Raw genomic sequence first — 24,656 nt, forward strand, 5'->3', positions numbered from 1 at the left:
ATGCTTTCTAATTAAAACCCGTCCGAGCCCAAGTTTTATACAATTGGTTTAGATTACAGCGCCTACAGCCTTATACAAAAAGCTAATCAAGGCATTCCAAAGTTTTTCAATGGTTACAATCAAAATACCTTTTAAAGTATTTATAAAATTGCGCGTCATAGCTTCCAATCCGTCCAGAAAAAACTCTCGATGATCTTCGTCTATATCGCCGCTCTCTACTCCTTTTTGAATAAGTGCCGTTTGCTTGGCAATTGCCTCCAGCTGTCGTTCGCTAAAACCACGCACTGTAGTAAGATCTTTGTTCAGAATACCAGAACTAATGTTCTTTATTTCGGTAATAATTGATGTTACATTCTCTGCCATAATCTTATCTTTTTAAGAAACTTTCGTACGTTATTGCTTGGTCTAAATAGATTTCAATTTGCCCTTTAAATGCTTCTATTAATATTGGATTTAAACCCTTCTCTCTATCGGTATGCTTCATTTTTATAAACGTATTGGCAATTTGCTCGAAGGCGAAAGCACTGGGATAATCGCCAGCTACGGGATTGCTGCCTTTAGAATCTAAGACTGCATTTATCTTTTCCATCGCCGCATCATCTGGTACCGGCCGGGCTTTGGCGTGTAGTTTAAGCGACTCGAATGCGCCAATAAGTTGGTTGTAAATAGGCTCTCGTGCAATAAAAGTATCGCTTTCGGTACCTTCATCTACGGCAGCAAAAAACTGCATCGCCAAATCACTACTTACGGTAACTTTATCTACAATAGCTTGATCGTAGGCGGGAGCCAAAGTAGCTTCGCAGCTCGTAAGTAATATGACGCTTAAAAGTGCTAAAAATGTAAAACGTAGTTTGATAACTTTCATAGTGCTAATTTTCTCAACAAGCACCAAGTTAGCGATTTAGAATGAATTATAACTAGTTTTCACGCTTTTCCCACTCCGCTCTGGTCAACGAGTAGAAATTATGCGGCGTCCCATCATAGGTGAATTCATTCTGCTTTATAAGCCCCACTTTCTTCAAAATAGCGTTAGAAGCAATATTCGCAACATCTGCAATGCCTACAATTTCTTTGAAATTTAATTTAGCAAAACCGTGATTTAAAGAAGCGAATGCAGTTTCGGAAGCATAACCTTTACCCCAATATTTTTTAAGAAATCTGTACCCGAGGTCATAATATTGAGTTCTGCCGTTTACAACATCAGTTATAAGTCGAAAGCCACTCCAGCCAATAAATTCGCCACTTTCCTTTTCTACAACCGCCCATCTGCCTATGCCGTTATCTATGTATTGTTGCTTTATGGAATCAATCATTTTTTTAGCTTCTTCCAAAGTAGAAATTGGTTTGTTTCCCAAAAAAGTATGCACCTCAGCGTCGCTATCCATTGCGAACATGCCGCGCATGTCCTCATCCATTATATCGCGCATTAATAAGCGATCTGTTTCTATGTGTGTTTTCATTTTATAATAATTTTAAAAAAAAAGCTTACGGATATAAACAAATCCGTAAGCTAAAATACATTAAAGCAGTAAAAAATCAATTGCCAAAACCCTGCCAACTGAACACTAATCACTGAACACTGAACACTAAATCCGTTTTCCAACAATCTCCTGACCGCCTTGAAACAAGGTTAAACTCTCCACAACTCCTGCTTTGTTTTTATTAAAAGTTATTTGTGCAGCTACCACTTTCAAGTAAAATTCGGTTTCCGACTTTGGGAAAATATCGGTTATAGGTTGCCCTGTTGCTTGTGCTTTCATCTGGCTACCTTCTTTGGTAATTGTAAGAACAAAGCCAGGTTTCAATTCATATTTACCCACGTAGCTTTCTAAAATTGCATCTGGTACGGTTGCATCTTTAACCATGCCTTCGGTTTCTACTCCTAGCTTTTTCAGCATATCTATTCCGTTTTGATTGGCTGGGTTTAGCTCGATAGACTTCTTATAATTAGCAATCGCCAACTCGTTCTTTCCTTGCTCCATTAAAGCCTCGGCGTAACTATCGTAAACATTAGACGATTTCGGAAACGCTTCCATATTGAGTTTAAAAATTGCTTCTGCCTCCGTTTTCTTTTCAGCCTGTAACAGCGAATAACCCACACCATTCATTTCGTTCTCGTTTAAAGAAAATTGTTTTGAGTCTTTGTTTTTTTCATATAACGCAAGCCCTGCTTTTAAGTCTTTATCTATAATTTCGTTGTAAACTAACTTGGCTAAAGATTGCTTCGGAAGGTCGAAAGTTGCGCCTTGCAGAATTCCAACAATTGCAATTGTAATATCATTTAAAGGCGCTCCTCCGGTATTATTCAATAAAATAACGGTAGCATTTTCTTTCGGCATACGTGTAATTAAGGTGTTGAAACCATTTATTCCCCCGCCGTGACCAATAGCTTTGGTGGTATCTTTGGAATTTCCAATTGGCATTGAACCTACACTCCATCCGTAGCCATAATGCTCCCCGAAAGCTGGAATGTATTTTTCATACATCATAGCCATATATTTCTTCGGAAGTAATTTCTCAGTGTACAATGCCTGATCCCACAAATACAAATCTTCCACCGTGGAATACAGCGAACCCGCGGCATAAGGGATTGACATATCTATATAAGGCGCATTTTCTGCAACGCTGCCCTTCATTTCGTAACCGGAAGCGCGCTTTTTAAGTACTGTATTATGGTGATCAAAACCAGAGTTTTTCATCTTTAGCGGATTGAAAATTTTGTCCTGTAAAGCGGTTTCGTACGATTTACCCGTAACTTTTTCAATAATTGCTCCCAATAAAATATAACCGGAATTACTATACTCAAAACGTTCGCCGGGTGTAAAGTTTAAGGTAGAATCTGCAAACAATGTTAGCATTTCTGTTGGAGTGTACGGATTGCGACTCAGTTCTTTAAAAAAGTTCGGAAACGAAGTATAATTAGGCGTTCCCGAAGTATGTGTAAGCAATTGGTGAATGGTTATTTTGTTACCATTTATTTTTGAATAGTCGGGCAAGTATTTAGAAACCTTCGCCTGCAAATCTAGTTTTCCTTCGACTACCAACTGCATAATGAGCATGGCGGTAAACTGCTTGGTAATACTCCCCAAACGGTGTTTAGTGTCTGGCGCGTTGGGAATATCCCACTCCCTATTCGCCAAGCCGAAACCTTTTTTGTAAATAACCTTGCCGTTATCTGCTACGAGTACAGAACCGCTAAACTGGCCGTATGCTGTGTATTTATTTAAAAGATCGTCGAGTTGGGCGGTTTTTGTTTGTGCGAAACTAATGCTCGCCGTCGCCACAAAGGCAATAACAGCCACAAAGACGGTTCGGCGGATAGAGTTTTTTGTTGATTTCATGATTTCGATTGATTTTTGATTGATGAATTATTTTTTGATTACCAATAGGACGCATAAGATTGGGCAGTGTTACAAAAAGTAATTTATTACAGACTACGATTGTATTTAATGCTTCAAGAAGCTGCAAAATAAAAACTTCATCAATGGTTGTTTTTGGCTCGTGCACAGTTTTTTATATTATTTGAAACTGCTGTAATTTATTTAGTTGTGTATAATCACTTCCAAATTTTATAATTTATAACCAACTTTTTTGTTTTAATTAGATGTCGCCAGTCTACAAAGAAAAGACAGAAAAGAAGAATTAAGCTTAATACTAAGCTTGCAATAGATTCCCACGAGAGTAGATTTTCAAATATACCTTCAATGTTTTCTGCTGCGTATTTACCTAGAAGAAGTGCCAGCGTATCACTTGTAAATTTGCCAATAATAAACGCTGGGATTATATATTTGGGACTTATTTTGGAAATCCCCGCTCCTAAAAACAGCGGTGTTGTAGGCAGTGGTAATAATGAATATGCAAGAACAATTGCTTGGCCCTTCCATTTGTTCTCTTTCATTTTACTGCCCAGAAACTGTATATCGTTATTTTTAGATTCTTTTAAAAACTTTTTTGCTAATGTTGGAGCGTATAAAAGCAAAATATATCTACCCAAAACTGAACCAGCTACGCCTATTACAATTACAGCCCACACATTCAATCCAAAAATGATCTGAAAAAACATCATTATTGTAAACGCGGGTGGAAATGGAAAAGGAACTAAATCAAACAATAAAGCGCCTAGAAAAACTAATACATATTGCCACCACATCTTGTATATTTATTAGGGATTTTTCTGCTATTCAATAATTTCAACATAGCCGAAAGATAGCCAATCTCTTGGGATTCCTTTTGATTCTTCAAGACTGAATGTGTTTATATTTTGGCGAAGAATAAACCTTTAAGAGAAAGTGCAAGCTATTTTAAAATTATAGGTTGCAGGTAATAGGTTGTAGGCAGTAAATAGTAAGTTGGTGATCTGCAATTTATTTTCCTCTTTCAGTGCGGGTTTTATTCTGTGTTGCCATTGGCTTTACGGAGTTCTCTTTATTTTAAGTGGATACTGCCGAACGTCGAAAACATCATTTATTTCTATCCGCTGTTCATCTCGATTAATCCAATAAATGATTTTGTAATTCTTTTTATAAAGAAGGTAACGAAACTCAACTTGTCGGTCTTTTAAATATTCCTCAATTTGCCCGATTTCGGGCTGAAGCATCAATTTAAAAGGTTCGGCATAAATTTCGTCCGCAAGTTTTTTTGCTGTTGTATAGCCAGCTTTTTTTAGGTAATATTTAAATATTCGATAAAGCTCGTCCTCAGCAAATTTTGTCCAATATATTTCTAACTCCATTTGTCAATTTTAGCCTTTAAATCACTTGCTTTGATTAGGCGTCCATTTTTAGAATCTTCCATCGACTTGTCAATCCGCCCATTAAATTCATCCATAGTCATTGGTTTGAATTCATCATTCGGAGCAGTTGAGCTTTCGTTTCGCAACAAATTTTCAAGTCTTGAAATAACCTCCTCGCTTTGAATTTTGAGAAATTCCTGTACAAACTCTATTTTTCGTGACTGTAAATCCATTTTGTTTAGCATTTAATCCAAAGATAATAAATTATCATTTTTATATATAATTTTATTGAAATAACTGACTTTCAAGCTTGATACCTACTTGAAAATAAAAGTCGAATTGTAATTATCGAAATGTATTTGGTTCCGCTGATATTAACCCTCCTTTAATGCGTATTTTTGCGCCTTCGATTATTTCCCGAGAACTATGCAGCATTATAAAGAAACCACAAAAAGTAAAGACAAATCACAGCCAAAAGTTACTATGCTTCAGGCTTTCAAAACGATAATTTGGCCAAGGCGAAATCTAGTTTTTATAGGGTTAATTTTAATTGTAATTAAAAGTTTGTCGGGTTTAATTTTACCGTGGCAAAGTAAAGTATTGCTGGATGATGTTGTGCCCAATAAAGATATGTCGCAATTATACACCTTAATTGCAATTGTAATTGGCGCCATAACCGTACAAGCAGCAACCTCCTTTTTACTTACCAGAATACTGAGCGTACAAGCCCAATATTTAATAAGCGAATTGCGATCTCAAGTACAGAAAAAAGTACTTTCATTACCTATCAGTTTTTTCGATAACACCAAATCTGGCGCCTTGGTTTCAAGAATTATGACCGATGTGGAAGGCGTTAGAAACCTTATAGGTACAGGGTTGGTGCAATTGGTAGGTGGATCATTTACGGCTGTAGTTTCATTAATTATCCTAATAAAACTGAATGCGTGGATGACGCTTTTTGTGTTTGTGCCTTTATCCATATTCGGATTTATAGCATTGAAAGCCTTTAAGTTTATCCGTCCAATTTTTAGAGCCCGCGGTAAAATTAACGCTGAAGTAACCGGAAGATTAACCGAAACCCTCGCAGGAGTTCGCGTTATAAAAGCATTTAATGCCGAAGAACAAGAAAATGTTGTTTTTGAAAAAGGCGTTGATAGTTTATACCAAAACGTAAAAAAGAGCTTAACGGCAACCGCTTTAATGACTAGCTCTTCCACGTTTTTAATTGGAGTAGCCACCACCGGAATTATGGGAATGGGCGGTTATTATATGATGATTGGCGAAATGACCACGGGAGATTTTCTATTCTTCACCCTAATCCTTGGGTTTATGATTGCGCCTATTATTCAGATGAGTAATATTGGGAGTCAGCTAACCGAAGCATTAGCGGGTCTGGATAGAACGGAAGAACTGATGAATATGACAGCCGAAGAGGACAACCAAAACCGCAATATTGCATTAAGCACCCTAAAAGGCGATATTGAATTCGCTGATGTTTCCTTTTCGTACGAAGAAGGCAAACAGATTTTGCACAACATTACTTTTAAAGCGCCAGCGGGTTCTGTAACCGCTTTAGTGGGAAGTTCAGGTTCTGGGAAATCTACCATTGCTGGGCTCTCAGCTACATTTTTAACACCTCAATCTGGGAAAGTTACGATTGATAATCAAGATTTATCGAAAGTTAAATTGAGCAGCTACCGCCAATATTTAGGTGTGGTTTTACAAGATGAATTTTTATTTGAAGGTACTATTCGTGAAAACATCATGTTCCCAAGACCAAATGCCACGGAAGCCGAAGTACAAAACGCAGTAAAGGCAGCCTATGTAAACGAATTTACAGACCGTTTTGATAAAGGTTTAGATACCTTAATTGGCGAAAGGGGCGTAAAACTTTCTGGCGGACAAAGACAACGTTTGGCGATTGCCCGAGCTATTTTGGCAAATCCTAAGGTTATCATTTTAGACGAAGCCACTTCCAGTTTAGATACCCAAAGTGAAGCCTTAATCCAGAAAAGTTTGGCGGAATTAGTTAAAGACAGAACCACCATCGTTATTGCGCACCGTTTAAGCACGATAAGAAAGGCAGACCAGATTTTAGTTATTGAAGCTGGGCATATTGTAGAACGCGGTACCCACGACCAATTGATTGCTAAAGAAGGTAGGTATTACGAGTTGTATACTTATCAGGCGAAGATTTAAATACAAAGGAAGAGGCTGGGACTATCAGACCAGCGTGGATCAATTTTTTTAAATTTTCGTTAGCAGTAGTTTTTATTTTTTTGGCATAAAAGTATCAAGATATTTTGTCAAAGTCGGAAATTGATTTTCATCAAGCGGCTCTTTTTGTTTTTTAATTACTTTCATCGCTTTATATTTGGTAAAAATTCCAATACCATAAGAAACTTGTTTAATTTTATCTTCTAATTTTTCTAAGGTTTTGTTTAAAAACTCTGGTTTTATAAAGTCTACTATATTTTCTACTTGGTCATTAATATCTCCTTTTTCATTTGGGAATTCTTCAGTTAATGTATTTGAATAACTTGATAAGATGTTAATGATTTTAAAAAAATCAGTTTCTCCGTAAAGTTTATAAGCCATAATTGGGTCTACTAATGATAAATCATCAAGTGAATTTTTAAAATTATTTTCTAATTCAATAATTCTTTCTGCTGTTTCTTTTTCTCGAAACTTACCTATTAATTGTTGATATTGGTTTGAAAGTGATTTATTAAAATTCTCGTCCCGCTCTTCTTCAGGAAGTCGTTCTGCAATCTTACGAGATACAATATCAATAAATGGTTGTGTGTCCAATTGTTTTAAAGTGAAAAAAAGTTCTAGTAAGTAAAAAAGGACTTTATTTTTTACTTTCTTATCCTCTTTCCTACCTCTTAAGATTTGGCTGATTTCACTTAAAAACCATCCAAATCCTATACTCAAAATTGCGGAAATATAAGTCCAAATATTTACTTCCATTTATTGGTCGATTGATTTTAGATTGCTTCTAGATTGGTTATATTAGATAATTCTTTTAAATTATTTATCGCACATTCCTGCGACTTAAGCATCAAACTTTTTATGGGTATTTTTTTTATTTTATATTTCAAGCATACAAGCCCTAATGAATTTTAATCTAAATTTTTTTTTCATATTTCTTTAATGGGGAATCAGTTTTGTACAGTACTTTTCCAGAAGGCACAACTTTACTTGAACCGTCCAAATGTGTTTCTTGGTCGTCAAAAAAAATGTGAGCACCAAAAGCTTTTAAAACTTTATCTTTTGATAATCCTCCCATAAAATATGCTTCATCTACGTAAACTCCCCAATGACGTAATGTTTTAATTACACGCATATGACTTGGAGCATTCCTAGCTGTTACGATTGCGAGTCTTAATGGGGTTAATTCAATTGTTGTAGGTAAAAATTCTTGAATTTTCGATAGCTTTCTTAATAATTCTGCGAAAGGACCATCATTCAAGGGTATATCTTCATTATCAGATTCATGTTGATGAAAAGCATCAAGTCCTTTTTCCTTAAATATTTGCTCTGATTCTTCTGAAAAAACAACTGCATCAGCATCAAAAGCAAATTTAACTCTATCGATTTCTGGAAGATAGTCTGTTGGAGGGTCATAAATCAAAGCTGTAGCACAATTCGATGTGTCACTAATTTTCTGAACTTCAATTTCATCTTTTGATAAAAATAAATCAACGTCAAATGCGTCAATAAAAGGAGAAAGAGGTTCGCCTCCTGAAAACGCCCATCTAGTAATTGGAAGATTAAAATGTTTCATTGACTTCAAAACTCTCACACCTGTTTCTGGACTATTTCTAGACATTACGACGACTTCGACAATTTGTTTTGAAGCAATTTCATTCAATTTTAATAAACTTTTAATTAATGGAAAGGCTGTACCTTCTGTTAATAACTCGTTTTCGTGATCTAATTGGTATTTTCTAAATCCTTCAATATTTTCTTTTTTGAATATTTCGTTTTCTATTTCTAAATTAAATAGAGCTCTGGATGATATTCCAACTACTAAAATCTGTGAAAAATCTAATGCCATATATTAATCAAGTGTTTAAATGGTTGTTAAATTATTTTAGAATTAGGCATAATATCCTAATGTAGGCTTTTCGAAAATAATTATTAAGTAATTATTCTCGATGTTCATTCAATGTTTAATTCATATCTAACTTTTAATTGTTTCATGCAACCAGAGCATTTTCCACAAGCAAGATTTGATTTATGGCAAGAGTGAGCAATAGTAAGAAGTGTTTTAGGGACATTGTATTTAACCGCTAACTCATGACTATAATATTCTAGCGTTGGACAGATAACTTTAATTTCACCTTCTTGATAGAATAATAAATTGTTAATCATCTCATAAAATTTTTCTGTTCCATCTTTGTGAAAATTATCCGATTTGACTGATGCTAAATATATCTCATTTACAGAGTCTTTTATGGATTGCATTGAAGCAAGAGTTACTAGAAGTTGATTTCGAAATGGCCACCATTCTTCAGATGGCGAAATACTGGTGCTTTTAGAATTGACTAATGAGCCAGAACCTAAGTGCTTACAGTCAACTCTAATTACCTTGTGTTCTATATTTAGCTGACCGCAAACATAATCTGATACATATATTTCTCGCTCCGCCACAATTTGGCCATAATCTATGGTATATGCTATTTCAGGCTTAATGCCATAAGCCAAACAAATCGAATCAACACCGCCAGATAATAAAACAGCTCTTTTCATAAACTCCAAATAGTTTGATATAATGCTGTTGTCAAATTATTATATGTCGTGAAATGACCAGGCTTCAACATTAGTAGCTTTTTCTCGTCACAAGTACGGTGGTATCCTATAATGGTTTTACCACTAGCCATTGAAAAACCAGACTCTATAAGGGTTCCTGAATCAAGATTATCAAGAACTATAAAGATTACGTCAGAATTATTAATGCCTTCAATATCTTTTTTTGCAATTGATATTTCTTCCCCTAAACCAATATCATGAAATGGCGAAAAAACTTTTACCCCAAAAGAAAGTAATGCTTTGCGAATTTTATCAACAAGAATTAATTCTGATAAAGCAAAAAATGGAGAGGCTAAATACACTTGTTTTTTTGAAAAATCACTTGCTTCAAATTCTTTGTAAGGAAATTCGAAGTCTTTTGTGAAATCAACGTATGCTTTTTTATCACAGTAAAGTGCTGTAGATTTTGATGCTAATAAGGCAGATTCTACAAGTGAAAGCTTTTTACTCATCCAATAATATCCAAAGCTTGCTGTAAATATATCGCCAGAGCCAATTTTAAATACATTTTCAGTTATATAGCATGGTATCATATACTCTTCAGACGCGGTATATAAAGTTGCACCATATGGACCATTCTTAATAATAAATGCATTTACATTTTCTTCCTCAAAAAAGTATCTTTTGATATCAAAAATATTCTTACTTGATGCTATAGAGTAAGCTTCGTTTCGATTGATAATATATACCAATTCTTCTGCTGTACCAATTTCACAAAACCTTTTTGGTTTTATAGATGTTTGAGGATCATAAACAACTCTTTTACATGTAACTTTATATTCGGATTCTAGCATTCCGAATGCGATCACATCATCACCCTCAAATTTCCAATTTTCTGTTTTTGAAATATTAAGTAGACTAGGAAAAATTGATGGCTCATCCAAAGCAAAACTATATTGAAAAGTTATTAGTTCGTCATATTCATGGCATTCAAAACTTAATTGTGGGTAAACTTTTTGATTTTCTTTAAGGAATCGATTTGCTTCACTATTTCCGCTTGTTAAAAAATTTACTGTGTTCTCATTTTCTAGTAAGAATTTTGCACACCTAAATCCTGAACCAAATATTTCCATTGAAACATCGTCAAAATCAATTTCCCGATATGTACCTCCAATTACATTTATCATAATTATTTTCGAGTAATTTTAACCGTGCAAGATGGTGTATTAATTTTTTGTATTAAGGCTTCATATTCGGCACCATTTTTAATACAATCAATTAAATCAGGGGTATTGGAGTGTAATATTGCACCTAGAATTTCGCCATCACCATCCTCCAAGACAACTTGTTCATTAACGCCTATATTAACTTCCAATATAATTCCGACCGTATGTTTCGCTAAAACAGTTAGATTTATTGATGACACACTCGTAATTATGAAACTTGTTTCACAATCAAATTCACTGCGTTGTGGCGGTATATAGCCACCTCCTCCAGATCCACTCATAATTTTTTAGTTTTTGTTGTTTTTGAAATGATTCCTAAAATGCTAATAAATACAACTATTGTATTTAATAGCATTTTAGATTATAATTATTAAATCCAAATATAATTCAAAGTAAAACACCCACTTTACGGATAACCGTAACATTGCGCTTTTTAATCGGGGAGAGTTTCAAATATAGAATTTAAATTAACAATAACCAACACTCAATTACTACTCTCAATTTCACTACCATAAATCAAAGAATCCTACCTTTGCCCCATGCAATCCAAAATCCTATTTATAACGCCACCGTTTACCCAGCTGAATACAGCCTATCCGGCACCGGCATATTTAAAAGGGTTTTTGGAAACTCACGACATTGCTGTGCATACTTGCGATTTAAGCATAGAACTCTTTACCGAAATTTTTACGGGCGATTTTCTTCGCGCTATGTTTCAAGAAGCGCAAGCCTTAAAGCATTTTGATTATCCGGAAATTCGGAAGATGAAGACCAAGTACATTGGGTGCGTGGATGTTGTTATTCCGTTTCTTCAAAAGCAGGATCTTGCAACGGCGCATAAAATTTTGGCACCTAATTTTTTACCGTTGGGCCATAGACTGTCTAAAGTAAATACTACTATTAAATGGGACGCTGGCGAAATTGGCATCATCGATAAAGCAAAACATTACGGAACGCTTTTTATTGAAGAGATAGGCGATTTTATACACGCCAATGTAGATGAGTTTTTTGCCTTTACGAAGTATGCCGAGCAGATTGCCACCTCAGCCAGTAGCTTTAATGAAATAGACGAATTTTTAAGTTTTCAGCCGACAATCATTGAAGAGAAAATGCTGGATATTTTAATAGAAAAAATTAAAAAGAAGCAACCGCTTTTAGTTTGCTTTACCATTCCTTTTCCTGGAAATTTGTTTGCAGCCTTGCGTTGCGCCCAGTTTACAAAACAGTTTTTTCCCGACATTAAAATTGCTTTTGGCGGCGGCTATTGCAATACCGAACTGCGTTCGCTTACAGACCCACGGATTTTTGAATTTGTGGACTTTATTTCCTTGGACGATGGCGAAGGGCCATTGCTAAAAATGGTTCAGTATCTGGAAGGGAAGGTTACTGTAAATGATTTGGAACGGACGTATGTACTGGAAAACGATGCGGTTGTTTATAAGAATAAATTTCCGAATACCATTTACCATCACAGAAACTTGCCAGCGCCCGATTATTCTGGCTTGCCTTTTGAAAAATATGTGTCATTTCTGGATGTGGTAAACCCGATGCACCGAATGTGGACGGATGCCCGATGGAATAAAATGACCATCTCGCACGGCTGTTATTGGAAACAATGTTCGTTTTGCGATGTGAGCTTAGATTATATAGGAAATTACCAAAACACAACCGCTGAAGATTTAGTCAACAAAATTGAAAAGATTGTTAAAGACACTGGCATTACGGGGTTTCATTTTGTGGATGAAGCCGCGCCGCCAAAAATGTTACGAGCTTTGTCGAATGCATTGATAGAACGGAATGTAAAAATTACGTGGTGGACGAATATTCGTTTCGAAAAAACTTTCAGCTTTGAGTTATGCGAATTAATGGCGCAATCTGGTTGCATAGCGATAACTGGCGGCTTGGAAGTTGCTTCGGATAGATTATTAGCAAAAATGAATAAAGGGGTCGATATTGCCCAAGTTACGCGGGTTACCCATAATTTCTCTCAAAATAATATTATGGTGCACGCCTATCTTATGTACGGCTTTCCCACCCAAACGGAACAGGAAACCATTGATTCGCTGGATGTGGTACGGCAGTTGTTTGAACGCAATTGCATACAGTCGGCGTATTGGCATCAGTTTACTACTACTGTTCACAGCCCTATCGGGAAGAACCCGCAGGATTTTGAAATAATTGTTACCGGACCCGAATTTGAAGGTTTTGCCCAAAACGATTTATACCACGAAGACCCAAAAGGCGCCGATCATCCAAAATACACCAAAGGATTAAACTTGGCACTGCACAATTATCTAAATGGAACAGGTTTCGACAAACCGATGCAAACTTGGTTTGATTTTCCGGTGCCTGCTACAAGTCAGCCGGGAGATATGATTGAGGGGTTTTTATTGGAAGCTGTAGGCTCCAAACTTTAAGCTGGGTGAGTTTAGCACCTACGCCTAAACAAAAACACTCTTCAACAATAAAAAACCTCAACCCATTAGCATGTTATAAGGTCGCGCTATTATTTGCGCTAGTTCCGGGATACTCATTAGTCTTACTTTCCTCAAAAATTCTTTCCCTTCAAAGAAAATCAATAAGGTTGGCGCCGAGAAAACGCCATAAACGCCAGAAATTCCTGGCGCTTTATCTATTTGCACATTCACGTATTTTATAGCGGGAAAACGAGTAGCCAGCAACTCCTCCACTTTGGGGCGTAACGCTTCACAAACCCCACAATTGGGCGCAGAAAAGTAAACCGCCACCGCAGTTTCCGCGGCAATTAATTCTTGTAAAGTTTCGCTATTCATCATAGAAAAATTTTAGTTATCTATATCGTCGCTTTCGTCGCGAAGGTCACTCATTCGTGTAAAATTATAAACACCCTTTCCTTCGGCGATTAGCTCGTCATTCTGAAATGCTTTCATTCGCGCTACAAGTATTCTATTACCAAACCGAATAATTTTACCTTCAACCATAATTGCTTCGGGTTTGGCGCCCTTTAAATAATCTATCCTTAAATCTATAGTTGCTATTTTATCTTCCAACGACGTAAAGCGAGTAGCGCCAATAACACCGCCCACAGAATCCATAACGGTAGCAATCACGCCGCCGTGCCATCTGTTATTCCTGAAATCGCCCACCAATTCTTTCCTAAAAGGCACGGTAATCCGTACGAAGTTTTTTTCGAGCAGCACAATTTTTAATCCCAAAAACTTGTGCATTGGGATGCTTTCTTCAAAGGTGGTTTTTAAAAGTTCTATATTATTTTGGAGCATTTTTTTTATTATTTTTTCAATGTGGAGCAATTCTTCAAATTTAGAAATAATCACGCACACTACTTGCCAAAAACCGCATTTCAATTTCACTTCTTTTTAATAATTCGCGGAATCTTTTAAGATGAAAAATTACCCGTTTAACGAAAAACGAAATAACTATCTTTGCAAAATCAAAACTGGTCCACCAAAGCTTTTAGCAAAATTGGAGACAACAGACAACAGACAACCGACAACAGACAACAGACAACAGACAACCGACAACAGACAACTGCTATGAACTACTTCTCTACCAACTTCACCCTCGGCATTCTTGGCGGCGGACAGTTGGGCAAAATGATGCTCTACGAAACCCGCAAATGGGACATCCGCACTAGCGTTCTCGACCCAAGCGCAGAAGCTCCCTGCCGCATTGCCGCAGACAATTTTGAACAGGGCGACCTAATGGATTTTGAAACGGTTTATAACTTCGGAAAAAAAGTAGATGTACTCACTTTTGAAATTGAAGGCGTAAATATTGAAGCATTAGAAAAGTTAGAAAGCGAAGGCGTAAAGGTATATCCAAGTTCGGCAACGCTCATAAATATACAGGACAAAGGCGTTCAGAAACAGTTTTATAAAGAGCACCAAATACCTACTTCGCCTTTTAAAGTTTACAAAGATAAAAACGAGCTGAATGAAGCTATTGTTCGCAAAGAGCTCCATTTTCCTTTCGTGTGGAAAAGTTGCACCGGCGGTTACGACGGCAAAGGTGTGAGCATTATTCGCGATGCAGAAGGTACAATCCCTCTTTCTGAAGGTGCTTGCATTGCAGAAAAACTGATTCCTTTTAAAAATGAATTGGCAGTAATTGTTGCCCGCAATCCTTCCGGGGAAGTAAAAACCTACCCAGTTGTAGAAATGGAATTTCACCCCGAAGCCAACCAAGTAGAATACGTAATCTGCCCCGCCAGAATAGACGATGCCGTGGCAAACAAAGCAAGAGCATTGGCAACTAAAGTATCCGAAGCATTTAAGCATGTAGGCCTTTTGGCGGTAGAAATGTTCCAAACTGAAGACGATGAAATCTTGGTAAACGAAGTAGCTCCCCGCCCGCACAACAGCGGTCATTACAGCATTGAAGCCAGTTACACCAACCAATTTGAGCAGCAAATACGAGCTATTTTAGATTTGCCTTTGGGAAACACAGACAGTAAAGTTGGCGGAATTATGGTAAACCTTGTTGGCGCTGAAGGTCACACTGGCCCCGTAGTTTATAAAAACATAGAAAAAATACTAGCGATGGAAGGCGTAACGCCTCACATTTACGGTAAAAAAGAAACGCGACCTTTCAGAAAAATGGGCCACGTAACAATAGTAAACAAAGACCTGAACGTAGCACGAAAAATTGCGGAGGAGGTTAAGAAGACTATTGAAGTAATTAGTGAATAAAATGTCCCCTCGAATAGCCTGTACTGAGCGCAGTCGAAGTATAGTCGAGAGGTCATTGTTAAGCCAAATTATCATTAAAAAGTAGGTCTCGACTTAAGTTTATCTTGAGCGGAGACGAAAGACTCGACCAGACAAACGAAAACAAAAAAAAATGAGCAAAGTAGCAATAATAATGGGAAGCACCAGCGATCTGCCAGTTATGCAGGACGCCGTAGATATTTTAAAAGAATTCAACATTGAAGTGGAAGTAGATATCGTTTCCGCCCACCGCACTCCCGAAAAACTTTTTGATTACGGAAAAAACGCACATACGCGCGGCATTTCAGTAATTATAGCAGGCGCAGGTGGCGCGGCTCACCTTCCGGGGATGATAGCTTCACTATCGCCATTACCAATAATTGGCGTGCCCGTAAAATCCAGCAACTCTATCGATGGTTGGGATAGTATCCTTTCTATCCTCCAAATGCCCGGTGGCGTTCCCGTTGCAACAGTTGCCCTAAATGGCGCAAAAAATGCAGGTATCTTAGCCGCACAGATTATTGGAGCTTCAGATAAAACAGTTTTGGATAAGATTATTGCCTATAAAGAAAGCCTGAAATTGAAGGTTGAAGAAGGCGCGGAGAAAGTGCGCAGTGGGCAGTAGCAGTGGTCAGTGGTCAGTGGTCAGTTAATTTGCTTTATAATTTTCAAAATCTGATAGCCATAATCTAACACTTAACTCTTAACATCTAACGTCTAACGTCTAACGTCTAACGTCTAAAATCTAATATCTTTAATGAATCCCCTATTACAACCCTTTAACACCGCCCCTTTTTCCAAAATAGAAAACGCACATTTCCTCCCAGCAATCAGTCAATTGATTGAAAAAACTAGGGAAGAGATTGATGCTATAACTTCAAATACGGAAGTAGCTACTTTTAAAAATACAGTAGAGGCTTTGGAAAATACTGGCGAACAATTAGATCGCGCAACCAGTATTTTTTTCAACCTCAACAGCGCCGAAACTAATGACGAAATTCAAAAAATAGCGCAGGAAGTTTCGCCAATGCTTACTGAATTCAGTAACGATATGTTGCTAAACGAGGCTTTGTTTGAAAGAATAAAAACGGTTTACAATCAGAAGGACTCACTAAATCTTTCCGAAGAACAGCAGATGCTGCTCGACAAAAAATACAAAGCTTTTTCAAGAAATGGCGCCAATCTTTCCGAAGAAAAGAAAACACAATTGCGCAAAATTGATACGGAGCTTTCAAAATTGAGCCTCACTTTTGGTGAAAATATTTTAGCTGAAACCAATAAATTCGAACTTCAAATTACAGACGAAAAAGATCTCTCCGGACTTCCCGAAGGTGTAATCGAAGCTGCTGCCCAAACCGCCGAAGAGAAAGGAAAAGAAGGTTGGGTTTTCACTTTAGATTATCCAAGTTACGTTCCGTTTTTAACCTATGCCGACAATCGCGAATTGCGTAAAAAATTGGCAATCGCCTTTGGCGCTAAAGGTTTTAATAATGACGAATTAGACAACCAGCAAAATGTTTTGCAGATTGCAAACCTTCGTCACCAACGTGCAAATCTGCTGGGATATAAAAGTCACGCGCACTTTGTACTTGAAGAACGAATGGCCGAAACACCCGAAAAGGTAAAGTCGTTTTTAAATGAATTGCTCGAAAAAGCAAAACCCGCCGCCAAAAAAGAGTTTGCAAAATTAACAGCTTTTGCAAAGGAATTAGACAACATCGATCATTTAGAAAAATGGGACGGCGCTTACTATTCTGAAAAACTAAAACAGAAACTCTTCAATCTCAATGATGAAAAACTGAAGCCATATTTCGAATTAAAGAATGTAATTAATGGCGTTTTCACGGTTGCCGAAAAATTATACGGACTTCATTTTGAAGAGGTACAAAACATAGATAAATACCACGCAGATGTAAAAACCTACGAGGTAAAAGACGACGCAGGCGAATTAGTTGCCATCTTTTACGCAGACTTCCACCCACGTGCTGGAAAACGTAATGGCGCTTGGATGACTTCATATAAACCACAACAAATGAAGGGTGGTGAAAATGAGCGTCCGCATATTTCAATCGTTTGTAATTTCACCAAGCCTACAGCGAGCAAACCTTCGTTATTGACTTTTAATGAAGTAACAACTTTATTCCACGAATTTGGTCACGCGTTGCACGGTATGTTAGCAAACACCCACTATCCTAGCCTTTCTGGCACTAGCGTTTACTGGGATTTTGTTGAATTACCGAGTCAGATTTTAGAGAACTGGTGTTATGAAAAAGAAACTTTGGAGCTTTTCGCCACACATTACAAAACAGGCGAAGTAATCCCAATGGAATACGTAGATAAAATAAAGGATTCTGCAACCTTCCATGAAGGAATGGCAACGCTGCGCCAGCTAAGTTTTGGAATGCTCGATATGGCTTGGCACGGAAGTGATCCTTCGGGAATCAAGGATTTAAAAGCTTTTGAAGTTGCTGCTTTTGACGACACCCAACTTTACCCAGATGTAAAAGAAAATTGCATGAGCACTGCGTTTTCGCATATTTTCCAAGGCGGGTATTCTGCGGGTTATTACAGCTACAAATGGGCTGAGGTGCTAGATGCAGATGCTTTCGCACTTTTTAAACAAGAAGGTATTTTCAATAAAGAAGTAGCAGATCGTTTTAAAAGTTTCGTGCTTTCGCAGGGCGGAACTATGGACCCGATGGAGCTTTACATTAAATTCCGTGGACAAAAACCCGATCCAGAAGCACTTTTAAAACGAGCTGGTTTATTGTAATAAAAAAGACCTAACAGGTTTTAAAATCCTGTTAGGTCTTTTTTGTTTATTGAATTATACCTCTAATTCAATATAAATTTCTTTGTAAATGCGTGACCATTTTCTAGTGTAAACTTGGCTATATAAAAACCTTGTGCAAATTGCTGAAGTTGCACACTTCCATTTTCGCTATTCATTTCTTCAGAAATTATTCTTTGTCCGGCTACGTTGTAAACAGCAACTTCTTTTACGTTCGAAACTGTATTGTTTAAACGATAATTCAACGTTTTGTCTTTTACAAAAACACGAATTGCATTTTCAGAAAAGTCGTCTACAGAAAGTGTTTGTGGCTTAGCCGCTTCAATCAGAAATTCTAATCCGAGCTTGGCAAACTTTACACTGTGATCTGGAGTATTGAAAAACGAATACGTATCATCAGAACTGTGAATGTTGAAGTTGTGATCGCCAAAGTCTGCCTCAAAAGGGAAAGCAGCTTCATAACCATTATCTGCCCAACTTGCGTGATCTGAACAACCATAACCACATTCGGTGAAATTATAGCTAAAATTATGCGCTCCCGAGACATTGTAATGATCCATCAATTCAGTTAAATAATTATTTAATGATGCGCTATTGTAAGAATCGGTAGTAATATAAATATCACTGTTAGATCCTTTATAACCCGTCATATCAAACTGAACAAAAGCCAAAACATTTACGCCATTATTTGCATATTCTTCCGCAATTTCAGCAGAACCTACAAGTCCAACTTCCTCAGCTGCAAAAGCCATTACCTCAACGGTACGGCTTGGCACAAAATTCTTTTCTAAAAGCACGCGTACCATTTCGTTTAGCGAAGCAATACCAGAGGCATTATCATCAGCTCCAGGCGCATCATTATTATTAGGATTAGCTGTGGAATCGATATGCCCACCAATAATTACAAATTCGTCAGGAGTATTAGCACCATCCATCGTCAAAATAACCGAAGGCATTGGAGTGTTTGAGTGGTTGAATATTCTAGTATGCACGTCAGTTCTTCCTGATGCCAAAATCATCGCATCCCATTTTGCCTGTTGGTCTAAAACCGCTTGAACAGCTTGCGAACGCGTGTGATATCGCGTACCATAATTCTGAAGATCTAAAATATCGTTTTCAATATTTACTCCATCCACAAGGTTAAGACATTCATTTACAAATGCATCTTCGGTAATCGTAAAATTAACGAGAGGATTTCTGCGAGGTACGCGGTCTAAAGCTTGAATCGCTTTTTCCTTGGAGGCCCTGAAGATATATCCCGGCCCATGAGTTTTTACATTATCGTGAATTTTATGGATTACTTCTTCCGAAAGAAGCACGGCAGCCTGAGTGTATTTACTCTCAAAAATTGTAATCTCACTTGGGAAAAGTTCTTTGATGTAAGTAGCATCCTCAGCATTCATAGTGGCATACGTAGATTTAATACCTGCATGGGGGCTGGCTTGGGCACTAGCCATTACTGTAAATAATAGATACACAAGTACGCCTAAAGTAAATTTTTTCATTGGGATGTTTATAAAATTAATTTCAGTAAAAATATAATAACTGTGCAATTTAATAGTGAATTTCGAAAGTTTAACTATTCCAACCTGTTTGCATTCTGCATAATATCAGTGTTTACATCAAGAAAAAACTGCCCAAAAGTTCTAATAGAAAGGTGTAATTTCGCAATTGCTAAAAACACTTCAAACTAAATTTTAGTGAGTTCCGTATATATTAAAGAACTTACCTATTTTTGAAATAGGTTTAAAAACACTACTGTGGAATTATTAGATCCCGATAAATGGGTAGATAAATATGCCGATTACCTTTACAATTACACAATTGTTCGGGTAAACGACCCTATTGTTGCTCAAGATTTGATTTCAGAAACCTTTTTTGCAGGACTTAAATCGAAAAAGAATTTTAAGGGTGAAGCCACCGAACGCACTTGGCTGATTTCAATCTTAAAAAGAAAAATTATAGATCACTACCGAAAGACAAATTCGAAAAAAGGAAAGGCAGAGGTACATATTTCGTACAAAAACGAAGACTCTGAAGGGGATTGGCTGGAAGAAAACGCCGCAGATCCTTTTGATAAAACCGCCGAAGATCAAATGGAAAACGAGGAGTTGGGCTTAGCAATTTTTGAATGTTTGGGCCAACTTCCTGAAAAACAAGCAACGATTTTTAAAATGAAAACCGTTGATAATTTTGATACTGAAGCTATTTGTAAAGAATACAACATAACACCGTCTAACCTATGGGTAATAATCCACCGAGCACGAAAGACTTTAGCTGAGTGCTTGGAGAAAAATTGGTATTAATGCAAATGAAGTTTTTTTTAAAATGTAACGAAGCCGCAGAAGTGTGCGATAAATCTCAGTATAATGAAGCTGGGCCAATTGCTAAACTAATGCTAATGATGCATATTTTTATATGTAAAAGATGCCGTGGCTATTCAAAGAATAATAAAAAACTCACCGATACAATACAATCGGCGAATTTAAAGACGCTTTGCCCAGAAAGCAAACAGCTTTTAAAAACACAAATAAAAGAGAAAATAATTAAGGAGCAACACTCTTAAAATTGCTCAAAAAGTAGAAAAATAACCAACCACAATATAGGTAATCCCTCTATCCAAAAAGAGGCGAAATAACGATTCTGCATCGTTTTTGATATTACCAATAACCATCCTAAAATCACGCAAAAAATTAGAAGACTTATAAGGTAAGCCACTTCTGAATACGCCTTAAAAAATTCGAAAACTAGGCAGAAAAGCAAAATAAATTGTCCCAATAATTTTGTGTTTCTCACGCCAAACTGCTGCGGCAAGGTTTTAAGGTTTAACCCATCATAAGGTACATCGCGTATTTCAAAAGGTAAAATAAGCGCCACTACTATTAGAATTCGCTGCATAAAAGTTAAAAACACATCTGCCGAAATTGGCACTTCGGATGCTACAAAGGGCAAAATTACGGTCACACCCGCCCAGACAAAAGCCACAATGAAAATTTTTAAACCCGAAAAATTTCTAAGGTTTTTACTTCTTACAAACGGAACAGCGTATAAGAAGGTCGCCATTCCAAAACAAACCGTTATCAGCAATACTTTTATGGGAAGCTGATACGCAAAGTACACTAGCAAAACAAAACACACTGCGGAAAATACCTGAATTGTTTTTAAGGAATTTGTCAAAGTTCGGTGGTGCAAGCCAGCTACCTTGGCGTATTTCACAAAATTATATCCAGTTAAAGAAGCCAAAAAAACAAAGCCAATTAAGTGGCTTGAAAATTTCAATTGAAATTCTAAAACAGTTATTATTAGAAGCGATACAACAGCCAAGGCAACGTGTATACTGCTGTTTATGTAAAATGCAAAAACACCCTTTAGAAATTTCATAATATTAAAATTAAGCAATGTGTTAGCAACCTCACTAATTAGTTGATAAATATAGATTTCAAACCTTTAAAAAAGAAGCTATTTCACGTTAAAAATTGTAATTTTGCCAGCTAAATTTCAATCGCACTTTAATGAATACAGATTCTTTTGCTTTAAGACATATAGGACCCCGGGAAAATGATCTTCCCGAAATGCTTTCAACCATTGGTGTAAGCTCGCTAGATCAACTTATTTTCGAAACCGTTCCAGATGATATTTTGCTGAAAAAAGCATTAAACTTGGACACGGCGATGAGCGAACAAGAGTATTTAGAGCACATCACCGAGCTCTCTACAAAAAATAAAATTTTTAAAACATATATTGGTTTGGGCTATCACCAATCCAATACACCTCCCGTAATTCAAAGAAACGTTCTTGAAAACCCAGGATGGTACACGGCTTACACCCCGTATCAGGCAGAAATTGCGCAAGGAAGGCTAGAAGCTTTATTAAATTTCCAAACCGTAATTAGCGATTTAACTGGAATGGAACTTGCAAATGCTTCCCTTTTAGACGAATCTACTGCAGCTGCGGAAGCAATGGCGTTGCTGCTAAACGTACGCGACAAGGAAAAGAAAAAGAACAATGCTTTAAAATTCTTCGTTTCTGAAGAAATACTTCCTCAAACCCTTTCTTTATTGCACACTCGTGCGGAGCCTTTAGATATTGAATTGGTAATTGGCAATCACGAAGATTTTGACTTTTCAGAAGGATTTTTCGGTGCTTTACTTCAATATCCAAGTAAGACCGGAAAAGTTTATAACTATAAAAGCTTCATTGAAAAAGCGAACGACAACCAAATTAAAGTTGCCGTTGCTGCAGATATTTTGAGCCTTGTAATGCTTGAGTCTCCAGGTCATTTTGGTGTAGATGTAGTTGTAGGAACCACCCAACGTTTTGGTATTCCTTTAGGTTATGGAGGTCCGCACGCGGCTTTCTTCGCCACAAAAGATGAATATAAAAGAAGTATTCCAGGAAGAATCATTGGTATAACCAAGGATACTGACGGAAATAGAGCGTTACGTATGGCGCTTCAAACTCGTGAGCAACACATAAAGCGCGATAAAGCAACTTCAAACATTTGTACTGCACAGGTTTTGTTGGCTGTTATGGCTGGAATGTACGCTGTTTATCACGGGCCAGAAGGCCTAAAATATATTGCAAACAAAGTACATACAGGAGCCTTAACTCTTGCAAATGCTTTGGAAAAATTAGGTTTCGAGCAAATAAACGATACCTATTTTGATACTATCGCCATAAAAACAGATGCTACCAAAATTAAGTTTTTGGCTGAAGCCAAGGAAGTAAACTTCTACTATCCAGATGACGAAACAGTTTCAATTTCTATAAATGAAACTACTACTATAAAAGATCTCAATAAAATAGTCGCAATCTTTTCAGAAGCTAATAAAGGAGATTTTCAAAAAATTACTGAGTTAGAAACTGGCAATAAAATTCCAGAAGAAATTGCTCGTAAAACAGAATTTTTACAACAGGAGGTTTTCAATAAGTACCATAGTGAAACCGATATGATGCGCTACATCAAAAAACTGGAGCGCAAAGATCTTTCATTGAACCACTCTATGATTTCTTTAGGTTCTTGTACTATGAAATTGAATGCTGCTGCAGAAATGCTTCCTTTAAGCGACCCGATGTGGGGAAATATGCACCCATTCGTTCCAATAGAACAAGCTGAAGGATACCAAATAGTTTTAAAGAAACTAGAAAAACAACTTACTGAAATTACAGGTTTCGCTGGCACCTCTTTGCAACCAAATAGTGGTGCACAAGGTGAATTTGCTGGTTTGATGGTTATTCGCGCTTATCACGAATCTCGCGGTGACAATCATAGAAAAATTTGCTTGATTCCATCTTCAGCTCACGGAACAAACCCTGCAAGTGCTGTAATGGCCGGAATGAAAGTGGTAGTTACAAAAGCCAACGAGGAAGGCAATATTGATGTTGACGATCTTCGCGAAAAAGCGATAAAACACAAAGACAACCTTGCCTGTTTGATGGTTACCTATCCTTCAACTCACGGGGTATATGAGTCTGCAATTCGCGAAATAACAAGTATTATTCACGAAAACGGCGGACAAGTTTATATGGATGGTGCAAACATGAACGCACAGGTTGGATTAACACATCCTGGCGCTATTGGAGCAGACGTATGCCACTTAAACCTTCACAAAACATTTGCCATACCTCACGGTGGTGGTGGTCCAGGTGTAGGCCCTATTTGTGTTGCAGAGCAGTTAGTTCCTTTTTTACCTTCAAACCCAGTAATAAAAACTGGAGGAGAAAAAGCTATTTCAGCAATTTCTGCAGCGCCTTATGGAAGCTCATTGGTTTGCTTGATTAGCTATGCATATATCTGCATGCTTGGTGTAAATGGTTTAAAGAAAGCTACGCAACACGCAATATTAAATGCCAACTATATTAAAGAAAGACTTAACGGTCATTATGAAGTTCTTTATGCTGGAGAACGCGGTCGTGCTGCTCACGAAATGATTGTGGATTGCCGCCCGTTTAAAGCAAAAGGAATTGAAGTTACAGACATTGCAAAACGTTTAATGGATTATGGTTTTCACTCCCCAACGGTTTCTTTCCCTATCGCTGGAACTTTGATGATTGAGCCTACAGAAAGCGAAAGCAAAATGGCTTTAGATCAATTTTGTGACGCAATGATTTCCATTAGAAAAGAAATTGAAGCTGCAGATAAAGACGAACCAAACAACGTTTTGAAGAATTCGCCTCACACTTTGCAAATGCTTACAACAGATGATTGGAAATTTCCGTATAGCAGACAAGACGCAGCATTTCCGCTGGAATATGTTACTGAAAATAAATTTTGGCCAACCATACGTCGCGTAGATGACGCTTTTGGTGATAGAAATTTAGTTTGCACTTGCGCACCGATTGAAGCATATATGGAAGCTTAAAAATAAGTGTTCAAAACACAGTATTCAGAAGTCAGTATAAAGCACAATTAAGTACTGATTTCTGAACACTGAACACTGATT

The 24,656-nt window shown here is 37.1% G+C and carries 24 protein-coding genes; 8 read left to right on the top strand and 16 right to left on the bottom strand.

The annotated features are described in order from the left end of the window. Positions 1 to 48: 48 nt before the first annotated feature. The 7 genes from AC3RVF_RS11270 to AC3RVF_RS11300 all read right to left on the bottom strand — a co-directional run bounded on the left by AC3RVF_RS11270 (position 49) and on the right by AC3RVF_RS11300 (position 4,965). Positions 49 to 363, bottom strand: coding sequence for a hypothetical protein (locus AC3RVF_RS11270; RefSeq protein WP_489692094.1), 315 nt, complete (start codon positions 361 to 363; stop codon positions 49 to 51). A gap of 4 nt (positions 364 to 367) precedes the next feature. Beyond that, positions 368 to 865 carry a hypothetical protein gene (locus AC3RVF_RS11275; RefSeq protein ID WP_489693402.1) on the bottom strand — a complete coding sequence of 166 codons (498 nt, stop codon included), beginning with the start codon at positions 863 to 865 and terminating at the stop codon, positions 368 to 370. A gap of 52 nt (positions 866 to 917) precedes the next feature. Then, positions 918 to 1,460 (bottom strand): GNAT family N-acetyltransferase, encoded by a 543-nt coding sequence (locus tag AC3RVF_RS11280; RefSeq protein WP_489692096.1) that lies wholly within the window; start codon positions 1,458 to 1,460, stop codon positions 918 to 920. Between the two features lie 126 nt (positions 1,461 to 1,586). Then, on the bottom strand, positions 1,587 to 3,341 hold the full coding sequence (locus tag AC3RVF_RS11285) for a serine hydrolase (protein WP_489693403.1): 1,755 nt from the start codon (positions 3,339 to 3,341) through the stop codon (positions 1,587 to 1,589). 215 nt (positions 3,342 to 3,556) lie between these two features. After that, positions 3,557 to 4,150: a hypothetical protein gene (locus AC3RVF_RS11290; RefSeq protein ID WP_489693404.1), complete on the bottom strand. Its 594-nt coding sequence runs from the start codon at positions 4,148 to 4,150 to the stop codon at positions 3,557 to 3,559. A 261-nt stretch (positions 4,151 to 4,411) separates the two neighbouring features. Continuing rightward, positions 4,412 to 4,732 carry a type II toxin-antitoxin system RelE/ParE family toxin gene (locus tag AC3RVF_RS11295; RefSeq protein ID WP_489693405.1) on the bottom strand — a complete coding sequence of 107 codons (321 nt, stop codon included), beginning with the start codon at positions 4,730 to 4,732 and terminating at the stop codon, positions 4,412 to 4,414. Further along, positions 4,723 to 4,965, bottom strand: a complete 243-nt coding sequence (locus AC3RVF_RS11300) for a hypothetical protein (protein WP_489692100.1) — start codon at positions 4,963 to 4,965, stop codon at positions 4,723 to 4,725. The genes AC3RVF_RS11295 and AC3RVF_RS11300 overlap by 10 nt, the downstream gene beginning before the upstream one ends. A gap of 193 nt (positions 4,966 to 5,158) precedes the next feature. On the opposite strand from AC3RVF_RS11300, the gene AC3RVF_RS11305 reads away from it, so the two are divergent. Next, positions 5,159 to 6,931: an ABC transporter ATP-binding protein gene (locus tag AC3RVF_RS11305; RefSeq protein ID WP_489693406.1), complete on the top strand. Its 1,773-nt coding sequence runs from the start codon at positions 5,159 to 5,161 to the stop codon at positions 6,929 to 6,931. A 72-nt stretch (positions 6,932 to 7,003) separates the two neighbouring features. Here the strand turns inward: AC3RVF_RS11305 and AC3RVF_RS11310 are convergent, their stop codons facing one another. The 5 genes from AC3RVF_RS11310 to AC3RVF_RS11330 form a co-directional block, all read right to left on the bottom strand. Then, positions 7,004 to 7,705 carry a hypothetical protein gene (locus AC3RVF_RS11310; protein ID WP_489693407.1) on the bottom strand — a complete coding sequence of 234 codons (702 nt, stop codon included), beginning with the start codon at positions 7,703 to 7,705 and terminating at the stop codon, positions 7,004 to 7,006. Positions 7,706 to 7,862: 157 nt separating this feature from the next. Further along, complete coding sequence (locus AC3RVF_RS11315) at positions 7,863 to 8,795, bottom strand: 5'-nucleotidase (protein ID WP_489693408.1); 933 nt, start codon at positions 8,793 to 8,795, stop codon at positions 7,863 to 7,865. A gap of 104 nt (positions 8,796 to 8,899) precedes the next feature. Continuing rightward, positions 8,900 to 9,490, bottom strand: coding sequence for a 7-cyano-7-deazaguanine synthase (locus tag AC3RVF_RS11320; protein WP_489693409.1), 591 nt, complete (start codon positions 9,488 to 9,490; stop codon positions 8,900 to 8,902). Further along, positions 9,487 to 10,677: a PfkB family carbohydrate kinase gene (locus tag AC3RVF_RS11325; RefSeq protein ID WP_489693410.1), complete on the bottom strand. Its 1,191-nt coding sequence runs from the start codon at positions 10,675 to 10,677 to the stop codon at positions 9,487 to 9,489. Before AC3RVF_RS11325 ends, AC3RVF_RS11320 begins: the two co-directional genes overlap by 4 nt. 2 nt (positions 10,678 to 10,679) lie before the next feature. Then, positions 10,680 to 10,997, bottom strand: coding sequence for a hypothetical protein (locus AC3RVF_RS11330; RefSeq protein WP_489693411.1), 318 nt, complete (start codon positions 10,995 to 10,997; stop codon positions 10,680 to 10,682). Between the two features lie 258 nt (positions 10,998 to 11,255). Between AC3RVF_RS11330 and AC3RVF_RS11335 the strand changes: the two genes are divergently transcribed. After that, complete coding sequence (locus tag AC3RVF_RS11335) at positions 11,256 to 13,133, top strand: B12-binding domain-containing radical SAM protein (RefSeq protein ID WP_489693412.1); 1,878 nt, start codon at positions 11,256 to 11,258, stop codon at positions 13,131 to 13,133. Between the two features lie 57 nt (positions 13,134 to 13,190). Here AC3RVF_RS11335 and AC3RVF_RS11340 read toward each other — a convergent pair whose 3' ends face one another. Both AC3RVF_RS11340 and AC3RVF_RS11345 read right to left on the bottom strand, forming a co-directional pair. After that, entirely contained in the window at positions 13,191 to 13,511 is a 321-nt protein-coding gene (locus AC3RVF_RS11340) for a thioredoxin family protein (RefSeq protein WP_489692113.1), read from the bottom strand. Positions 13,512 to 13,520: 9 nt separating this feature from the next. Next, positions 13,521 to 13,976 carry a hotdog fold thioesterase gene (locus AC3RVF_RS11345; protein ID WP_489692114.1) on the bottom strand — a complete coding sequence of 152 codons (456 nt, stop codon included), beginning with the start codon at positions 13,974 to 13,976 and terminating at the stop codon, positions 13,521 to 13,523. Positions 13,977 to 14,249: 273 nt separating this feature from the next. Here AC3RVF_RS11345 and purK point away from each other — a divergent pair, with 273 nt between their 5' ends. From purK to AC3RVF_RS11360, 3 genes are all read left to right on the top strand, one after another. Continuing rightward, entirely contained in the window at positions 14,250 to 15,404 is a 1,155-nt protein-coding gene (purK, locus tag AC3RVF_RS11350) for a 5-(carboxyamino)imidazole ribonucleotide synthase (RefSeq protein WP_489693504.1), read from the top strand. 151 nt (positions 15,405 to 15,555) lie between these two features. Continuing rightward, positions 15,556 to 16,047 (top strand): 5-(carboxyamino)imidazole ribonucleotide mutase, encoded by a 492-nt coding sequence (gene purE, locus AC3RVF_RS11355; protein WP_489693413.1) that lies wholly within the window; start codon positions 15,556 to 15,558, stop codon positions 16,045 to 16,047. A 132-nt stretch (positions 16,048 to 16,179) separates the two neighbouring features. After that, a complete protein-coding gene (locus AC3RVF_RS11360; RefSeq protein WP_489693414.1) occupies positions 16,180 to 18,195 on the top strand; it encodes a M3 family metallopeptidase in 2,016 nt (671 codons plus the stop codon). 62 nt (positions 18,196 to 18,257) lie between these two features. Here AC3RVF_RS11360 and AC3RVF_RS11365 read toward each other — a convergent pair whose 3' ends face one another. Beyond that, the gene (locus AC3RVF_RS11365) at positions 18,258 to 19,718 is read right to left on the bottom strand and encodes a M20/M25/M40 family metallo-hydrolase (RefSeq protein WP_489693415.1); all 1,461 of its coding nucleotides are present in this window, start codon (positions 19,716 to 19,718) and stop codon (positions 18,258 to 18,260) included. A 255-nt stretch (positions 19,719 to 19,973) separates the two neighbouring features. On the opposite strand from AC3RVF_RS11365, the gene AC3RVF_RS11370 reads away from it, so the two are divergent. Both AC3RVF_RS11370 and AC3RVF_RS11375 read left to right on the top strand, forming a co-directional pair. Then, on the top strand, positions 19,974 to 20,519 hold the full coding sequence (locus AC3RVF_RS11370; RefSeq protein WP_489692118.1) for a sigma-70 family RNA polymerase sigma factor: 546 nt from the start codon (positions 19,974 to 19,976) through the stop codon (positions 20,517 to 20,519). 5 nt (positions 20,520 to 20,524) lie between these two features. Then, positions 20,525 to 20,779 (top strand): hypothetical protein, encoded by a 255-nt coding sequence (locus tag AC3RVF_RS11375; RefSeq protein ID WP_489692119.1) that lies wholly within the window; start codon positions 20,525 to 20,527, stop codon positions 20,777 to 20,779. Here AC3RVF_RS11375 and AC3RVF_RS11380 read toward each other — a convergent pair. Next, a complete protein-coding gene (locus AC3RVF_RS11380) occupies positions 20,776 to 21,594 on the bottom strand; it encodes a UbiA prenyltransferase family protein (protein WP_489693416.1) in 819 nt (272 codons plus the stop codon). The two genes, AC3RVF_RS11375 and AC3RVF_RS11380, sit on opposite strands and share 4 nt — an antisense overlap. Before the next feature lie 131 nt (positions 21,595 to 21,725). Here AC3RVF_RS11380 and gcvP point away from each other — a divergent pair, with 131 nt between their 5' ends. Beyond that, entirely contained in the window at positions 21,726 to 24,575 is a 2,850-nt protein-coding gene (gene gcvP, locus AC3RVF_RS11385; RefSeq protein WP_489692121.1) for an aminomethyl-transferring glycine dehydrogenase, read from the top strand. Positions 24,576 to 24,656 lie beyond the last annotated feature (81 nt).

It is taken from the genome of Aequorivita sp. IT1183 (assembly GCF_058068265.1).

Coding starts and splice junctions, on each gene's coding strand:
- AC3RVF_RS11280 (WP_489692096.1), bottom strand. CDS start 1,460: ATGAAAACACACATAGAAACAGATCGCTTATTAATGCGCGATATAATG.
- AC3RVF_RS11365 (WP_489693415.1), bottom strand. CDS start 19,718: ATGAAAAAATTTACTTTAGGCGTACTTGTGTATCTATTATTTACAGTA.
- AC3RVF_RS11380 (WP_489693416.1), bottom strand. CDS start 21,594: ATGAAATTTCTAAAGGGTGTTTTTGCATTTTACATAAACAGCAGTATA.
- AC3RVF_RS11300 (WP_489692100.1), bottom strand. CDS start 4,965: ATGGATTTACAGTCACGAAAAATAGAGTTTGTACAGGAATTTCTCAAA.
- AC3RVF_RS11295 (WP_489693405.1), bottom strand. CDS start 4,732: ATGGAGTTAGAAATATATTGGACAAAATTTGCTGAGGACGAGCTTTAT.
- AC3RVF_RS11305 (WP_489693406.1), top strand. CDS start 5,159: ATGCAGCATTATAAAGAAACCACAAAAAGTAAAGACAAATCACAGCCA.
- AC3RVF_RS11330 (WP_489693411.1), bottom strand. CDS start 10,997: ATGAGTGGATCTGGAGGAGGTGGCTATATACCGCCACAACGCAGTGAA.
- AC3RVF_RS11310 (WP_489693407.1), bottom strand. CDS start 7,705: ATGGAAGTAAATATTTGGACTTATATTTCCGCAATTTTGAGTATAGGA.
- AC3RVF_RS11340 (WP_489692113.1), bottom strand. CDS start 13,511: ATGATGAATAGCGAAACTTTACAAGAATTAATTGCCGCGGAAACTGCG.
- AC3RVF_RS11325 (WP_489693410.1), bottom strand. CDS start 10,677: ATGATAAATGTAATTGGAGGTACATATCGGGAAATTGATTTTGACGAT.
- AC3RVF_RS11275 (WP_489693402.1), bottom strand. CDS start 865: ATGAAAGTTATCAAACTACGTTTTACATTTTTAGCACTTTTAAGCGTC.
- AC3RVF_RS11290 (WP_489693404.1), bottom strand. CDS start 4,150: ATGTGGTGGCAATATGTATTAGTTTTTCTAGGCGCTTTATTGTTTGAT.
- AC3RVF_RS11375 (WP_489692119.1), top strand. CDS start 20,525: ATGAAGTTTTTTTTAAAATGTAACGAAGCCGCAGAAGTGTGCGATAAA.
- purE (WP_489693413.1), top strand. CDS start 15,556: ATGAGCAAAGTAGCAATAATAATGGGAAGCACCAGCGATCTGCCAGTT.
- AC3RVF_RS11315 (WP_489693408.1), bottom strand. CDS start 8,795: ATGGCATTAGATTTTTCACAGATTTTAGTAGTTGGAATATCATCCAGA.
- AC3RVF_RS11320 (WP_489693409.1), bottom strand. CDS start 9,490: ATGAAAAGAGCTGTTTTATTATCTGGCGGTGTTGATTCGATTTGTTTG.
- AC3RVF_RS11270 (WP_489692094.1), bottom strand. CDS start 363: ATGGCAGAGAATGTAACATCAATTATTACCGAAATAAAGAACATTAGT.
- AC3RVF_RS11335 (WP_489693412.1), top strand. CDS start 11,256: ATGCAATCCAAAATCCTATTTATAACGCCACCGTTTACCCAGCTGAAT.
- AC3RVF_RS11285 (WP_489693403.1), bottom strand. CDS start 3,341: ATGAAATCAACAAAAAACTCTATCCGCCGAACCGTCTTTGTGGCTGTT.
- purK (WP_489693504.1), top strand. CDS start 14,250: ATGAACTACTTCTCTACCAACTTCACCCTCGGCATTCTTGGCGGCGGA.
- AC3RVF_RS11345 (WP_489692114.1), bottom strand. CDS start 13,976: ATGCTCCAAAATAATATAGAACTTTTAAAAACCACCTTTGAAGAAAGC.
- AC3RVF_RS11360 (WP_489693414.1), top strand. CDS start 16,180: ATGAATCCCCTATTACAACCCTTTAACACCGCCCCTTTTTCCAAAATA.
- gcvP (WP_489692121.1), top strand. CDS start 21,726: ATGAATACAGATTCTTTTGCTTTAAGACATATAGGACCCCGGGAAAAT.